Source organism: Pseudomonas ovata (assembly GCF_003131185.1).
Lineage (GTDB): Bacteria > Pseudomonadota > Gammaproteobacteria > Pseudomonadales > Pseudomonadaceae > Aquipseudomonas > Aquipseudomonas ovata.
On sequence record NZ_QFFU01000037.1, the window covers coordinates 31,320 to 45,196 of the forward strand.

The window sequence follows — 13,877 nt, forward strand, 5'->3', positions numbered from 1 at the left end:
TGAAAGAAAGGTGGGGCGGACCATTTCCGAGCAAAAGACTCCGAACTTTTTACCTCCCCCCTCCCGCACAAATACGAACAATTCTCAATTTCAAAAAGAATCATAGAAAAATATGCAAGTCAATATTTATTTTTAAAATATTGATAAATAATTTATGAGAATAATTCTCAAATCAGCACCGGCCAGAATCGTCTATTTGACTGGATAACCATCCAGCCCAACAGCAGGCCGGTAAACGTAACCCAGATCCTCTGCCGTTTTGCGGTTGTGGCAGCCGCTGGGGCCTTTGCAGAGCACCTGACAGTTGTCCTCAATGTCCTGACCGCCCTTAAACAGCGGCACCTTGTGGTCAAGCTCAAAGCCGCTTGGGTAATCAGTGAGCCGACCGCATATGGCACAGGTCGGATTCTTGCTCCAGACACTGAGCCGCCGCTTCTGGAGCGCCCTGCCCGCCATCCGGGGCAACGACTTTTCGGGGCGTTTCACCTTGGCCAGATCCGCATGCTGGTCGCAGTAGGCGGCGTTGCGGTGCAGCGTGTTGCAGCCTGCAAACCTGCATGGCTTCTGGGGGCGCTGCGGCATTGGCTACTCACTCTACGGTTGCGGTCGGCCAGATCACTCTCGCGCATGCCAGTGCTTCGGCGTGACTGAGTTCCGGTCCCATCGGGATCATTGGGAATGGTGGGTAGCCTGGCACTGTCACCGACCAGGACTTATTCACTTGCTCTGGCTACGCAGGATCTGGGCATCGACCTGATCGGCGCATGTGTCCAGCAGGTTGACGGCTCGATCCTTCAGCGCCCATACATCACCGTTCAATTGCAGGTCGGCGTCGGCATCAGTCACCCGTTCGCATGGCACCAGCTCAGGTGGCTCAATTCGAACGGCTGTTGTCTTTGTTACCACCGGTGCTGCGCAGGCCGTCAGGCAGAGGCTGAGCAGCCCAATCACGCACCGGTTTGCTGTTGCGCTTGAGTTTTTCAAAGTCTGCCCTCGCCTGTCTGGCTTTCGTTTCGCTGGCCTGCAACCGCTTGGCCAGATCGGCCTGATAGTCGGCGTTGCGTTTGGCTTCGGCGCGCAGCGTGGTGATCGTTGCTTGGCTCTCAACGTTGGCAGCGACTGCATCAGCCCTGCTCTTTGTCTCGATGGCCAGGTCACCTTGTAGCGTGACGACTCGGACCTGTTGGATGGCGATTAGCAAAGCCATCACGATCGTGATCACTAGGGCGACTGCGATGACGCGCATCACCCCGCCGACCTTGGTCGCGGCGGCTACAGGTTCGAGGCTCATACCGAATCCACCTTGCGATTGAGGAAGCGCATAAGAAACTCCCGCATCACAGTAACGCCAAGAAAGCCGATGGCGCCGCCGGCAACAATGGATGCGCTGGCTGGCCACTCCATCCACTCGATGACGATGGACGCCACGAGACTGAGGCAGCCGCAGATCAACGATTCAAGAATGACGCGCCAAGGCTTGGTCCCCGGAGCGTCGTACAGCACCCGCAGGAATGAAATGACGGTCGCCATAATTACCCCCTGCCACAGCGGATCAGAGAGGGCCAACCAGATTCGGGCCCAGGTGTCTGGTTTGTCAGGCATATGAGCATCCGGTAGCCGTAAACGAAAAAGGCCCGCCGATATGGCGAGCCTTGGAATTTGTGTTTCTTTCATGCAATAAAAAACCCAGCCTTGAGAGCCGGGTTGTTCCCGTACCGCCTTTGCAGAGGATGATCGGTCCGGGAATGCATTATCACCAGGTCAACGGGCAAATACCACACTCGCCCGAGTGAATCCAATCGAAGGCCATGACATCACTATCGCCAGACTCAACCTCATCTGGCCGCTAAAGCCCGAATACGAAAAAGCCCAGCACAATGGCCGGGCTCTATAAAGCAAAAAACCCGCCTTCAAGACGGGCTTTGCACGCGGAAAAACCGCAAAGTAACGAGAAATCTATAGATAGGGACCGGGGCTGTCAAGCGGCCTCTCTGCGTATTTCTAGGGCGCCGTCGATCCAGGCGATTCCGGACTTCCAGAGCTGCCTGGTTTTCTCTTCGCCAAAGCCCAGCTTCTTGCCCACGGCAACCAGAGCGGTATCGCGGGAGGTGTAATAGCGAATGATCACGTTGCCACATTCTGGGTATCGGTTGCGCAGCCTGCCCACCAGGCGATCCATCAACAGCGCCTCATCGTCCGTAATCATCGGATCGGCAACATCGTTTTCACGCGATGCACAGCAGGAAACTCCAGACCCGAGGACGACCCAGCGCCCCCAGTGTTCGAGAAGGTTCTCCACGGTGCGCTCAGGCTTCTTGTAGGTCATGGCTCAATCCCCTGTGTAATTGGTGCCGCCGGCGCCGCGACGGTTGTTCTGTTCGTACTGTTCTTGTGCACAGCCAATCCGGCGGCCCGCCTTGCTGATCTCGTCCAGAGCATCACGCAGTCGGGCATTCAGCACCGGCACGATTTCGCTCGGCGAAAGAGGCTGCAGGGTATGGCCGCAGACCCAGCCCGACCCCATGCAGCGCTCGCAATCCATTTCATGAAAAACGCCGATCCAGGCGCCCTTCCCGCTGCAGATACTGCACTCGACGATGAATTTCAGTTCACGGCGGAGGGCTGGTCCGTGGGTCTTTTTCAGCATTTCGATTCCTCCACTGTTACAGAATCGGGTAAGGCGTTGCAGGCCTTGCCGTTTGTGGCTTGCAGGGCATTACGTGAATCTGCAAATTTGGTCACTGTAAGGTTGTGGATGGCGTGAAAGCCTATGCCGTCGAGCCAGTTGTGCCAGGTCTCCAGCGCGATACGGCGCTGATGCATGGCCTGTGTGTGGATGTACGTTGACGCGATCTTGCCCAGCGAGTGATTGAGCAGCATTTCGGCGATGTGCCCATCGATGCCGAGATCTGTCCAAGCCGTGCGGGAAACTTTGCGCAAGTCGTGACTCGACCATTGCCCCTGCCCCAGCCGGACGAAAACCGAGTTGGCTTGGCTTTCGCTCAGAGGCAGCCCCTTGCGATTGGGGAACAGGTACTTGCCGCTGTAGCCTCGGTGAATCTGGGCGGCGCGATAGGCCATCAGCAGCGCCTGAGCCTGAGCGGTCAGTGGCAACCGATGCTCGGTGCGGGTCTTTGTGTTCGCGGCCGGAATGAACCACTCGGCCTCGGGCAACGAGATATCCGCCCAGCACGCCTGGCGGGTCTCACCCAGCCTTGTGCCATGGGCCAGCATCATCAGCGCGAGCACAGCATCACCAGGTGCACGACCAAAAGCGTCGGCCAGTTGCTGCATGATTTCCGGCAGTTGCACGGAGCGCAGCGCTGATGGCTTGGCCTTGATCCGGGTATTGGTGAAGTCCTTGAACTGCATGCCCGCCATAGGATTGCTGGTCACCAGGCCCAGCTTGAGCGCCTGGCGGAAAGCGGCCAGCAGCAGTGCGAACATCTGGCGGATGTATGACAGCGACAGCGTGGCCTGGGCGGGCCAGATGAATTGCTCATCCAAACTTGCAGCGCTCAGGTCAATAATGGCTTGGCTGCCCAGCATCGGATGCAAGTGCTGTTTGATTGCCGATCTGGACGTGCTCTTGCGCTTTGCTGACAACGATCGGTCGCGGCCCATGCGGTCGTTGTACCAGTTGAGCAACTGACCGACCGTAGAGAACCCGGCGCCGGCTTGGGCAGCAGGATCGGACAGCAGACGCTGACGGATCGCGGGCAGCTCGGCCAGGATCGCAGCGAGCCCAATCTCGGGATAGCGCGCCACCGGGGCCCAGGCCTTGCCCTTGACCAGGTACCACGTTGCGCGAGCGCGGTCTTGATGGAATCGCAGGTACAGGCCAGGGTAGCGAGCATCCCGAATGTCACGCACGATTGGATCAGCGGCCTGGCGGCGAATCTCGGCATCGCTGAATTTCACAGGGCGGGTAATCATGCGGCCACCGTCTTTGGCAGCAGCAGGTATGCCCGCAGCGCCTCCATTGCATCGCGGTGACCACGACACACCACTGCCAAGTAGCCCTGAGCGTTCAGCGCCTGGATGTAACCGTGCTGGCTGTCCGAAACCGCAGCATCGTTCGGCGGCGCGGCCTTGAACTCGATGTACAGGCCAAAGAACCCACCACGCGCCATCGGAAGCACCAGATCAGGTACGCCGGCGCGCACGCCCTGGGCCTTGAGCTTCGCAGCCACGGCCTTAACCCGGTGCCCACCGTTTGGGACATGGAACATCAGGCGTGCAACTTCAGGATGGCGTAGCTTGATTTCGCTGATCAGGGCGGCCTGTTCAAGGCCCTCGCGGTCAACTGGCTTTGCTCGGGCAGGCTTGGCCTGCCATGTCCTCATCAGAAACGCTCCTTGTTAGCGTATCGACTGGACAGCGGGGTCACCTTTGCGGCCTTCTCGACCGGCTCAGGCTTCCAGCCAGCGGCCAGGTTCTCGAAGCGGTTGTACTGGCCGAGGAAAGCGGCTCGTACTGTACCCGTCTCGACGTCCCGACCCTTGCCGACAATGATTTCTGCGATTCCTTTGGCCTCGCTGTGCTCGTTGTAAACCTCATCGCGATACACAAACAGGATCACATCGGCGTCCTGCTCAATGGCGCCGGATTCGCGCAGATCGGATGGAATGGGGCGCTTGTTCGGGCGTTCTTCGCACTTGCGCGAAAGCTGGCTGAGCAGCACGACTGGAATGCCCAGTTCCTTTGCAAGCAATTTGCATCCACGGCTGATGCTGCTCACTTCCTCGGTTCGGTTGCCGCCTTCACCATCAACCAACTGCAAGTAATCGATCACAAGCAGGTCCAGCCCATAACGCTGCTTTTGGCGACGTGCCAAGGAGCGAATACGGCTCACTGTAGTGCCGGCCCGATCAGCGATGAACAGAGAGGCGCGGCTCAATGTGTTTGCGGCGGCCTGCAGCTCGGAGGGGTGGGATTCGCATGCTGTGCCGTTCTTCACAAGGTTGAGCGGTATCCGACCCTCGGCGGCTGTGGCCCTGTCGATCAGCGACCCCTTGTTCATCTCTAGACTGACCACAAAAGCGGATTTGGCCTGTCGAATAGCTACATCCAGCGCGAACCCCATAGCCAGAGTGGTCTTGCCCATGCCTGGGCGGCCGGCAACGATGATCAGCTGGTCTGGCTGCAGCCCGCCCAGCTTTTCGTCGAGGTCTTTCAGTCCCGTAGACAAACCGATCAGGGTTTCACCGCGACTATGCCGGTCGTGTCGGTCCTGCCACACCTCAAGCTGATCGACCAGCACATCGCCGGCCTTGACGATATCGTCATCGCCACTACCCACATCGACGGCCATCGCGGCTGCCTGGATTGCCGCGATCTTCGCCTGGGTATCTTGGTCACCTTGAGCGATATCCATGGCTTGCGAGCCCAGGGCGAACAGAGCGCGGTCAATGGCACGCTCGCGTACGATCCGGGCGTAGGTGCCCGCACTGGCAATGCTTGGGGTGCCACGCACGATCTCAGCGCAGTACGCGAGAGCATTCGTATCATCGAGCACGATGTTGATGTGATCTGCCACTGTCAGGAAATCCACAGCCTTACCGGCTGCTCGACAAGCCATGATTCCGCGAAAGACCTCGGCGTTTTCAGCGTAGTAAAACGCCTCTGGCGAAAGATCGTCGGCCAGGGTATCGATCAGCTCAGGCCGCTGCATCATGGCGCCGAGCAGACCGTGCTCTGCATCGACGTTGTACAAATCACGCATGGTAATTTCCTTCCACGACCTTGACGAAGTTGCTTGGCGCGATCAGCCAATCGAAAGTGGCTCGGAATGGCGCGCTTCCGCCCTTCCCGACTGAGCGGCCCATGAGGAAGTCCGACTGCGCCACCGTAGCGAAGTACTCGACCCAGAAATCGAGGCTCTGGTGAACATAGCTCTGGGTCCACCGAGCACGGAGTTGTTTCTTGCGGGATTCGGATACAAGAACCACCGCAGGGAGTGCAGGACTCAGAACCCGGTTGAACAAATCCACGATGTCCTGAACAGGGCATGACGGCGATTGCGGAACGCGATTGCCACCCTGTGACGGTTCAACTGACGGTTCCTTTACGGTTCTGGGGGCACGTGGTGCCGGGGTGGGGGGCACGTCGTGCCGGGGCGGTGGGGCATCTGGTGCCGGGGGGCATTTGGTGCCGGGGGCATATCGTGCCGGGGTTACCGTGTACCAGGTGGACCGCCCGAAGCGCTGATCGCCTGTAAGCAGACCGGCCTCTTCAAGCCAGCGAATGGCATTTCGTACTGCTCGCTCGGAAAGACAGGTACGGACGCAGATTTTGGCAATCGATGGCCAGCAAACGCCCTCATCGTTTGCATTGTCAGCCAACGAAATCAACACAGATTTTTGTGTAGGGCTCATGCCCTGAAGCGGCCAGCATGCCGCTGTAACGATGGTGCTCACGGCAACCTCGCTTGCGTCAGGTTTGACGACAGGCAAAAAAATGACGCATCAGGTCGAATGTTCATCGCTGATGGCCTCCTACTGGTTAAAAAAACAGCCAAATCAATGCCCTGTTGGCGGATCTAAATAGGGCAGATAATTCAATTCATGGAGTGGCGGCGCACGCCTCTGGATCGCTCGGTTCGAGCGGATAAAGATCGGGGCGAAGGTGGTGGCGGGTGACGCGGCCATCGACTGCGCGCTCGAAGGGGATCACCAGATCCGCTGGAACCCGCTGGTTGCGATGAACGCACTGCCAGATTCGTGGCTGACTTGTATTGCATCGGCGAGCAAGCTCGGCCTGGCCGCCGGCGAGGCGAACAACGGTATCCACCGGTCTTTCTTTATCGGGCATGTCTGCGTGCCTCAAGGAGTCGTGCCCCGAATGATAACTCAAGTTATAGGATGCGCAAACACATGTTATTTGAACACCGATAACCCTTGTTTTACCCTTCTGGGCATGAACACTCCTCAAGAAACCCTAAAAGATCGCGTGTTTAAAACCCGCGAAGCTCGCGGGCTAAGTCAGCAGCAACTAGCAGATAAGGCCGGCGTTAGTCAGGTAACAATCCAGCACCTGGAGAGCGGCAGAAATGCCACCTCAAAGAAAATGGTCGAAATCGCACAGGCTTTGGGGGTATCCGCTGAATGGCTGATGACGGGACGAGACCGCGCAGCTCACCGCAGCGACGCGGAGCCTTCCAATATTCGAATGACTTCTCAGCCAGATAGGTACTACAGGTATCCAGTAATCAGCTGGGTTTCTGCGGGTGCTTGGGCTGAGGCAGTAGAGCCATACGCGCCTGGCTTTTCTGATCGTTATGAACTCTCGGACTATGAAGCGAAGGGGCCGGCGTTCTGGCTTGAAGTCAAAGGGGATTCGATGACTGCCCCTACGGGCATAAGCGTTCCGGAAGGCCAGATGATTCTCGTGGATACCGAGGCTGACGTGAAGCCAGGAAAGCTGGTGATTGCCAAGCTCGCCAACAGCAATCAGGCAACTTTCAAGAAGCTGGTCGATGACGGCGGGGTACGTTATCTCAAGCCGCTGAATACCGCATACCCCATGGTCGCCTGTGAGGAGGATTGCCGAATTATCGGCGTTGCTGTCAGGACGATGAGCATCCTTCCCTGACTGCTTAAAACACACAAGAGCCCGCCTAGCGCGGGCTTTTTTATGCGTAGCTATTCTATCCAGAATATTTCCGACGAGCTGCTTGCGAATAAGCCATACTTAAAATACTGTATATCCATACATGTAAATAAGGAGGTACGCATGACAGCCACAAGACCCCAAGCCAAAGCTCTAGATACTTACGCGATCCTGCTCGAAAAGGTTCGTCGAATTATCGTTTCTCCGGCTGCACAGCGCACTCAGGAGGCCGTGATCTCCATGCATCTCAGCGATAGGCATGAGGATTGGGAGCGCCTAATGACGGAAATATCCGAGACGGACGGCTTGGCTATCACCATGACCGAATCCGGAGATGCATGCCTTACCTGGAAATCCATGCCCGAATAGCCCAACGCCTCAATAAATAACTAAGGTTATTGACACCAGCAAAACATGAGTTATGATTCGATCCATAACTTAGGTTATCGAATCAAGCCGGGTACTCGCCGGCTACCACGGTCAGGGGGAAGCCTGATCCCAGCCCCCTAACGGGGATCGACTGGCTCAGCAATGAGAGCTCTTTAATCAGATTTCACTGGCTGGCCTGCTCACGCGGGCCAGACGGGAAACAATTCGCCCCGCCCTTCCGGCTGAAATAGGAGGGACAGCATCACTGAAGCAACTTCTCGCGAGGGTGCTTTGGGATGACAAGAGGAGATTCGATATGCATCACCCACACCCGAACTCACCAGGAAAGCCGACGATAAGTGCGCCAAGCCTTGTAGGTCGAATCGAAGCGGCATTGATGACGCTAGCGTGTCAGGGAGATCCTGGACTCGCTACAAAAATGTCTTTGATGCACCCCAGTCCGGAACTGAGTCGGTCGGGGTGCAACAAGTACGCAACGATAGTCCTTACTCAGACAATTGCTGCTTTAGTAGAAGCTCTGCCTGCACAGCGCTCTGACCAGATTCAGCTAGAACTAGCAGCATACCTTGAGGAGTTTTACGAACCTCAATAACGCCATGCCACATGCCGTTTTCTAGTTCGATCACATCCCCAGCATCAATGTCCCGACTCGCTTCGTAGACCTTTGGAAGATCCTTACCGAAGTCCCGATCGTGCTTCAACTTGTAGGTGCGCATTGCGTATCGCCCTCCTTTGCAGGCTGTGTTGTTTGAGAGCGCTCAGCCTAGCGCAAGGCCCGTCACCTGGGCAGTGGTGAGCTGGCCGCCGGCCACCACTTCTGAGCGATAAGCCCATGAATCAAAAATCTGAGCAAACCATCGACTTCAAGATCTTCGAAGGCAAGAAGCTTTGCATGGCCGTCGAGAACGGCAACCTGCTGAGCGCCCTGCACCTGGCCGCGCACCGTCTGAGCGGCGCCGAACGCCTGGAGCTGATCGAGAAGCTCAAGAAAACACATGCCGAGCTCGAAGCCCGGTATCGCTGATTCCCCCTCCCACACCGACTGCATTGGCGGGCACCAGGCCTGCACAACCTGCGCGGGGGTTTGGTCACCGGTACTGGTGCCCGACCAATGCAGTTCCCGGAAGCAAATTGCATGGCCAAATCCTTCAGGAAAATGATCGACAGCGGCGAGGTAAAACGCGCTGATGCGATGAAAGTGCAGCTTGAAGATCTGCACGAAGAACCAGGCTTTAACCTGCGCACCGAAGGCGCAGTGCTTGAGGCGAGCATTGATCTGCTGGCTGAGTTCATCGCCAGCGGCGGGCAGATCCCACCGCTTGAGGTTCGCCCTCGCGCCGATGGCGGAGTTTGGGTTGTCGACGGACACCGCCGGCGCCGCGCCCTGCTCAAGCTTGATGCGGCGGGCCGACTGCCGCGCACGCCGAAAAAGAATGACCCCACGATTCTCGAAGCTTGGATTTCGGTCGTGCCCTTCGAGGGCAGCGATGCGGATCGGGTTGCCAGGATCATATCCAGCCAGGAAAACGAGAAGCTCTCTGCGCTGGAGCTGGCCGAAGGTTACAAGCGGCTCCGGGCATTCGGCTGGACCATCGAGCAGATCGCCAAGAAGGTCGGCAAGGCCCGACAAACGATTGAGCAGATCCTGACAATCGGCAATGCCAACACGGATGTTCAGAACCTGGTGGCAGCGGGCCAAGTGTCGGCAACCACTGCCGCTCAGGTAGTGCGAGAGCACGGCGACGAGGCCGGCAAAGTGCTGGGCGCCGAACTGGAGAAAGCCCAGGCACAAGGCAAGAAGAAAGTCACTGCCAAGACGATCAAGGGGCCGGCGATCCCAAAGGCTCAGATTGAGGCAGTTCATGCGGCCTCATGCAAGCTGATTGCATCGCTTGGGCAGATTGACGAACAGGCCGAAACCATCCAGCTCCCAACGGCACTCGTCATGGAGCTACGTCGCACCCTCGAAATCGCGAAGCCGAGATAGCCATGCACATGACCATAACCAGCGGGGAATGGACGGGGCGTCTGGGCTTGAGCCTGGCCCGCCGCGAACTTGAATGCACGCTCGCCGTGGCGAGGGGCATGACAACAAAGGAAATCGCTCAGACGCTTGGAATCTCGCCTGAGACGGTGACCAAGCGCTTGAGCAATGCGATGTTCAAGCTTGGCGTAGCCCGCCGAGCTGCACTGATTGGTGCAGCCATGCAACGCCAGATCATCAGCCACCTGTGCGTGATGCTTGTTGCGCTGATCGCAATGCACTCAACCAACGATGACATGCGCCGGGAACGCAAAGGCCCGGAGCGGCGCGCTGCAGCGTTCGAAACAAAACTCGCTCGCAAGGGCGCAAGCAAAGCCAGGCCCTGCATCGCGATCACCGCGTAGGCCACTCTCGAAGGACTGAATCATGACCCAGCTCATCAACTTGTCGGCCTCCTTACGGGTGGCTGCTGAGGCGCGTTCGGCTATGCAAGCCAGGGCCACTATGGCTACTGAAGAGTTCTACTCGAAGTCTGGTCGAGCAATCCCTACGCCCGCCCCGACTTTTCGTTTCCAGATCAAAAACAAGGCGAAGGCCTTTCACATCTACGACCGCAAGAGCGGCCGTGTTGTCGGGTTCTGCTTCAGCTACCGCGCAGCTCTTGTCTATGCAGACGCAATGGAGCGCGGCGCAGCCCAGCGCCTGGTACCGCGCCGGCTCAACTCGTAGGAGCGGCCATGATCAGCAACGATATATCACTGATCCAGCATAACGCGCCAAAGTCTGCCGAACTGGCCTCTGCAATCGCTGAGTTCTTGGCTCAAGGCGGCGTCATCGAAGAGCTACCCACAAAAATCCACCGGCCTGAGTCTGAGCAAAAGCCGTATGGCCGTGACCACGACGAGCACAAGCAGAAAGCCGTTCGTATCGAGCCTCCAGACACAAAGCCCCGCGCCCAGGCAAGCATCTTGGCCGAGGCCAAGAAAAGAGCACGCAAGGAACTGGAGAAAAAAGTAAGCGACCTTGCAGAGAAGATGACGCTTGCAGATGTAAGTCGCCAGACAGGAATCAGCAAATACAACCTGCGGCGCATGGCCAGTTCATGCGGATTTCAGTTCCAGCAATACGACCCTACACCCCACCTCAAGCCAAACAGCATTGATCGCGCCGACGATGCGATGAATGTCTTGCGCATCAAATATGCACGGGATCGCGGACTTTCACGCAAAGACGCCAGTGACGAGCTGCGCATCAGCTATGCGCTGATGACGCGGCTCATCACTGAATACGCGATTGATTACCCGAAGCAAAAACCGGGACCGAAATGAAGCGCCTCCAAACCCGCGCACGGCATGGCCGGCGTCAGCAATTCATCTACCTGCCGTACAGCGGCATTTCACGCACGGAGCTTTCCCCATGCCCAACCCAACCGACACAGTCGAGTTCCTCAGCGAGCTCAATGGCGGCGCCTTCGCAAGCCAGATCGGTCACGCACTCTCTGAAGTAGCCGCCGGGGTCATAGACAACGGCAAGGCCGGCAAGCTGGTCATTACCCTCGACTTCAAACAAGTCGGTCAGTCCAGCCAGGTGGCGATCAAGCACAAGCTTGATTACAAGGCGCCTACCAAGCGCGGTACGCGCAGCGAAAACACCACGCACGAGACGCCGATGTCTGTCGGCACCGGTGGAAAACTCACCCTGTTCCCTGAAAAGCACGACCAGCTTTTCTCCCGTGAAGAAGCCCCAATCCACCCCCGCCCGTAAAGGAATCGAAACATGTCTTTGAGCAAAGAAGCCATCCAGCTGATCGGCGATAACGCCCTGCTGGCTGCCGGCAAAGAGCTGAATACTTACACCCCTACCCTTGTCATTCCCGAGTCAGCCAAGGTCGTTGACCTGGAGCGCTACCAGGGTGGCCGCTCGCGCTTCCGTGGCGCCTTCAAAACCGACTCGCTGTCTGACTTCGGGGCCTACGTGCAGGACCGCGCCAACCTGGACGCCCAAGGCTTCATCAACCAGAAGGCCATGTCGTGCGAAGTCTTCTTCAATCTGGGCACGGTCGATGAGCCAGGCCACGGTGATGATCGCGCCGTGTTACAACTGCAACCCACTGCCGGTTACAAGGCTGTGGACGGCATCAACGGTTCGCCGATGAGCCAGCGTGACCTCAGCGACTGGATCGAGGACTGGAACCTCAACCTGAAAGCCCATGATGCCGATGGCAACGAAATGGGCATTGCCAAAGTCATCGCGGCGGTGCGCACCATCACGGTCAAGGCGATTTCGGAAAGCGATCACGCTGTAAGCGAAACGAAGTCCAGCCGCAGCGCGATGGACCAGATCGAGGCCAGCAGCAAAGAAACGCTGCCGTCGACCCTGGCCTTTTCTACAGTGCCGTATGACGGGCTGATGGAGCGTACTTTCACCTTCCGCCTATCGGTCATCACCAGCGGTCGTGAGCCGATCCTGAAGCTTCGCTGGATCGCAGAAGAAGTACAGCGCGAAGAGATTGCCCGTGAATTCAAGGGCGTCTTGCAGGGGCTGGTCGAGGACAAGGCATCGTTGTGGCTGGGAAGCTTCGACGGGCGCTGATGGTGTAGGGCCGAGTTTAAGATACCGCTCGGCCCTAAGCTACTTAATCAATGAGCAGAAGCGCAAATATGTTTATTTACGCTCTCTACAAACTCACATATCTGAGGATAGGCTTTTTTAAGTAGCTCAAGGGCATCAGCTCCTGTTATATCCAAATGAAATTCAACCCAATCAAATTCTCTCACCAACTCAAACCCACCATTCAACTGATCTCGCATCTCCTGCGTAGTGGTAGAGTTAGTAAAGACCATCGACCCATTTTTTTCAACACGAACGCCGTCAACAAAATTATTTTCAAAGACCATGTTCTCAGCCCCGAAAGTCCCAAACCCAGGTATATGCACCGTACTTCCGGGTGAGTTCTTTCTTTCTTGAATACTTAAGCCATTGTGCTTATTGAAGTTAGAGAAGCGGCAAAGATCATACAGCCACATATCCCCACATACGTGAGGCTGCATACCTCTAACAAGATTAAAAAGGATAGGCGCTTCCTGCTGGAGAGCCGGCAAACTTTTCCTCAAGCTAACATTAAAATCTTTTTCACTTTTCCCATAAGGAAAATACACCTTATTTTTCTTTCTAGTGTAGGACGCCCATATCCCTTGAGAAGTAAACTCAAGGGCGCTCCTTAAGTTCTCAATTGCGGGCTTCAACTTAACTCGAGGAACCCTATCAATATCTTCATCCCGCCTTGCTGCCAAATAAACACTTTCAAATTCGGCAATATTTTTATTAGCCTCGTCCAAAACCTCTTTGGCATCCTCATATCTTTTCATTTGCCCTATCACTATTAACCTCCTGGATCATGAAAGTGATCCGAGACAATTACACCAAAACATAGATTAATGCCAGCCCAGCAGCGCCTGCGGCTGCCTGGAGAACTCATGTCTACCGAAAAACCCAGCGAAAGCGCGCTTGAGCGCGTGATACGCAAGATCAAGCGCTGCATGGCCTTGGCGCAAAGCTCGAATGAAACAGAAGCGGCCACTGCGCTGCGCCAGGCACAGAGCTTGATGAACAAGTATCAGCTGACCGAAATGGATGTTCAGCTTAGTGATGTAGGCGAAGTCAAATCGTCGCATTCAAGAACAACTCGACGCCCTGCATGGGATCGAGACCTGGGCGCAGTTGTAGCAGACGTCTTCGATTGCAAGGCCCTGACCCTGAAGCATTGGTGTGTAAGCTCACAACGTCCAGTAGAGCGCGCTGTGTTTGTCGGCGTCACACCCTCGCAGCACATCGCTTTGTACGCATACGAAACCCTTCTGACCAAATTGAAGTTGGCCAGAAAGGAGTACGT

Annotated in this window: 23 protein-coding genes and 1 pseudogene; 10 read left to right on the forward strand and 14 right to left on the reverse strand. The window is 56.6% G+C overall.

Going from position 1 to position 13,877, the window contains the following annotated elements; genetic code table 11:
* Positions 1-192: 192 nt before the first annotated feature.
* The 12 genes and pseudogenes from DGA31_RS28375 to DGA31_RS28425 form a co-directional block, all read right to left on the reverse strand.
* Positions 193-582 carry an HNH endonuclease gene (locus DGA31_RS28375; RefSeq protein WP_206606853.1) on the reverse strand — a complete coding sequence of 130 codons (390 nt, stop codon included), beginning with the start codon at positions 580-582 and terminating at the stop codon, positions 193-195.
* Between the two features lie 135 nt (positions 583-717).
* Positions 718-846: a hypothetical protein gene (locus DGA31_RS30530; protein WP_277749412.1), complete on the reverse strand. Its 129-nt coding sequence runs from the start codon at positions 844-846 to the stop codon at positions 718-720.
* A gap of 28 nt (positions 847-874) precedes the next feature.
* Entirely contained in the window at positions 875-1,246 is a 372-nt protein-coding gene (locus tag DGA31_RS28385; protein ID WP_109514794.1) for a hypothetical protein, read from the reverse strand.
* A gap of 41 nt (positions 1,247-1,287) precedes the next feature.
* Positions 1,288-1,602, reverse strand: coding sequence for a phage holin, lambda family (locus tag DGA31_RS28390; protein ID WP_109512793.1), 315 nt, complete (start codon positions 1,600-1,602; stop codon positions 1,288-1,290).
* 376 nt (positions 1,603-1,978) lie between these two features.
* Positions 1,979-2,326, reverse strand: a complete 348-nt coding sequence (locus tag DGA31_RS28395; RefSeq protein WP_109514776.1) for an antiterminator Q family protein — start codon at positions 2,324-2,326, stop codon at positions 1,979-1,981.
* A gap of 3 nt (positions 2,327-2,329) precedes the next feature.
* Positions 2,330-2,647: a hypothetical protein gene (locus tag DGA31_RS28400; RefSeq protein ID WP_241509670.1), complete on the reverse strand. Its 318-nt coding sequence runs from the start codon at positions 2,645-2,647 to the stop codon at positions 2,330-2,332.
* A complete protein-coding gene (locus DGA31_RS28405; RefSeq protein WP_109514777.1) occupies positions 2,641-3,936 on the reverse strand; it encodes a tyrosine-type recombinase/integrase in 1,296 nt (431 codons plus the stop codon). Before DGA31_RS28405 ends, DGA31_RS28400 begins: the two co-directional genes overlap by 7 nt.
* Positions 3,933-4,346: a VRR-NUC domain-containing protein gene (locus DGA31_RS28410; RefSeq protein WP_109514778.1), complete on the reverse strand. Its 414-nt coding sequence runs from the start codon at positions 4,344-4,346 to the stop codon at positions 3,933-3,935. The genes DGA31_RS28405 and DGA31_RS28410 overlap by 4 nt, the downstream gene beginning before the upstream one ends.
* Positions 4,346-5,725, reverse strand: a complete 1,380-nt coding sequence (gene dnaB, locus DGA31_RS28415) for a replicative DNA helicase (protein WP_109514779.1) — start codon at positions 5,723-5,725, stop codon at positions 4,346-4,348. Before dnaB ends, DGA31_RS28410 begins: the two co-directional genes overlap by 1 nt.
* Complete coding sequence (locus DGA31_RS30435; RefSeq protein WP_241509671.1) at positions 5,718-5,993, reverse strand: hypothetical protein; 276 nt, start codon at positions 5,991-5,993, stop codon at positions 5,718-5,720. The genes dnaB and DGA31_RS30435 overlap by 8 nt, the downstream gene beginning before the upstream one ends.
* 237 nt (positions 5,994-6,230) lie before the next feature.
* Positions 6,231-6,377: pseudogene (locus DGA31_RS30440) on the reverse strand (helix-turn-helix domain-containing protein); the annotation flags it as partial.
* 187 nt (positions 6,378-6,564) lie between these two features.
* Positions 6,565-6,813: a transcriptional regulator gene (locus DGA31_RS28425; RefSeq protein ID WP_109514781.1), complete on the reverse strand. Its 249-nt coding sequence runs from the start codon at positions 6,811-6,813 to the stop codon at positions 6,565-6,567.
* A gap of 105 nt (positions 6,814-6,918) precedes the next feature.
* On the opposite strand from DGA31_RS28425, the gene DGA31_RS28430 reads away from it, so the two are divergent.
* Positions 6,919-7,593 (forward strand): LexA family protein, encoded by a 675-nt coding sequence (locus DGA31_RS28430; protein ID WP_241509672.1) that lies wholly within the window; start codon positions 6,919-6,921, stop codon positions 7,591-7,593.
* Between the two features lie 141 nt (positions 7,594-7,734).
* The gene (locus DGA31_RS28435) at positions 7,735-7,980 is read left to right on the forward strand and encodes a DUF1654 domain-containing protein (RefSeq protein WP_161959245.1); all 246 of its coding nucleotides are present in this window, start codon (positions 7,735-7,737) and stop codon (positions 7,978-7,980) included.
* Between the two features lie 506 nt (positions 7,981-8,486).
* Here the strand turns inward: DGA31_RS28435 and DGA31_RS28440 are convergent.
* A complete protein-coding gene (locus DGA31_RS28440) occupies positions 8,487-8,717 on the reverse strand; it encodes a hypothetical protein (protein ID WP_109514784.1) in 231 nt (76 codons plus the stop codon).
* A gap of 116 nt (positions 8,718-8,833) precedes the next feature.
* Here DGA31_RS28440 and DGA31_RS28445 point away from each other — a divergent pair, with 116 nt between their 5' ends.
* The 7 genes from DGA31_RS28445 (at position 8,834) to DGA31_RS28475 (ending at position 12,577) form a co-directional block, all read left to right on the forward strand.
* On the forward strand, positions 8,834-9,025 hold the full coding sequence (locus DGA31_RS28445) for a hypothetical protein (RefSeq protein WP_109514785.1): 192 nt from the start codon (positions 8,834-8,836) through the stop codon (positions 9,023-9,025).
* Positions 9,026-9,136: 111 nt separating this feature from the next.
* Complete coding sequence (locus tag DGA31_RS28450; protein ID WP_109514786.1) at positions 9,137-9,988, forward strand: ParB/RepB/Spo0J family partition protein; 852 nt, start codon at positions 9,137-9,139, stop codon at positions 9,986-9,988.
* A 2-nt stretch (positions 9,989-9,990) separates the two neighbouring features.
* A complete protein-coding gene (locus DGA31_RS28455) occupies positions 9,991-10,389 on the forward strand; it encodes a response regulator transcription factor (protein ID WP_109514787.1) in 399 nt (132 codons plus the stop codon).
* Between the two features lie 22 nt (positions 10,390-10,411).
* Positions 10,412-10,714 (forward strand): hypothetical protein, encoded by a 303-nt coding sequence (locus DGA31_RS28460; protein WP_109512803.1) that lies wholly within the window; start codon positions 10,412-10,414, stop codon positions 10,712-10,714.
* Between the two features lie 8 nt (positions 10,715-10,722).
* Positions 10,723-11,313, forward strand: a complete 591-nt coding sequence (locus tag DGA31_RS28465) for a hypothetical protein (RefSeq protein WP_109514788.1) — start codon at positions 10,723-10,725, stop codon at positions 11,311-11,313.
* A gap of 88 nt (positions 11,314-11,401) precedes the next feature.
* Positions 11,402-11,749, forward strand: coding sequence for a hypothetical protein (locus tag DGA31_RS28470; RefSeq protein ID WP_109514789.1), 348 nt, complete (start codon positions 11,402-11,404; stop codon positions 11,747-11,749).
* 12 nt (positions 11,750-11,761) lie between these two features.
* Positions 11,762-12,577, forward strand: coding sequence for a DUF2303 family protein (locus DGA31_RS28475; protein ID WP_109514790.1), 816 nt, complete (start codon positions 11,762-11,764; stop codon positions 12,575-12,577).
* Between the two features lie 47 nt (positions 12,578-12,624).
* Here DGA31_RS28475 and DGA31_RS28480 read toward each other — a convergent pair whose 3' ends face one another.
* Positions 12,625-13,365: a hypothetical protein gene (locus DGA31_RS28480; RefSeq protein WP_109514791.1), complete on the reverse strand. Its 741-nt coding sequence runs from the start codon at positions 13,363-13,365 to the stop codon at positions 12,625-12,627.
* Between the two features lie 96 nt (positions 13,366-13,461).
* Between DGA31_RS28480 and DGA31_RS28485 the strand changes: the two genes are divergently transcribed.
* On the forward strand, positions 13,462-13,877 hold a 416-nt coding region (locus DGA31_RS28485), incomplete at its 3' end, for a DUF2786 domain-containing protein (RefSeq protein WP_152035089.1).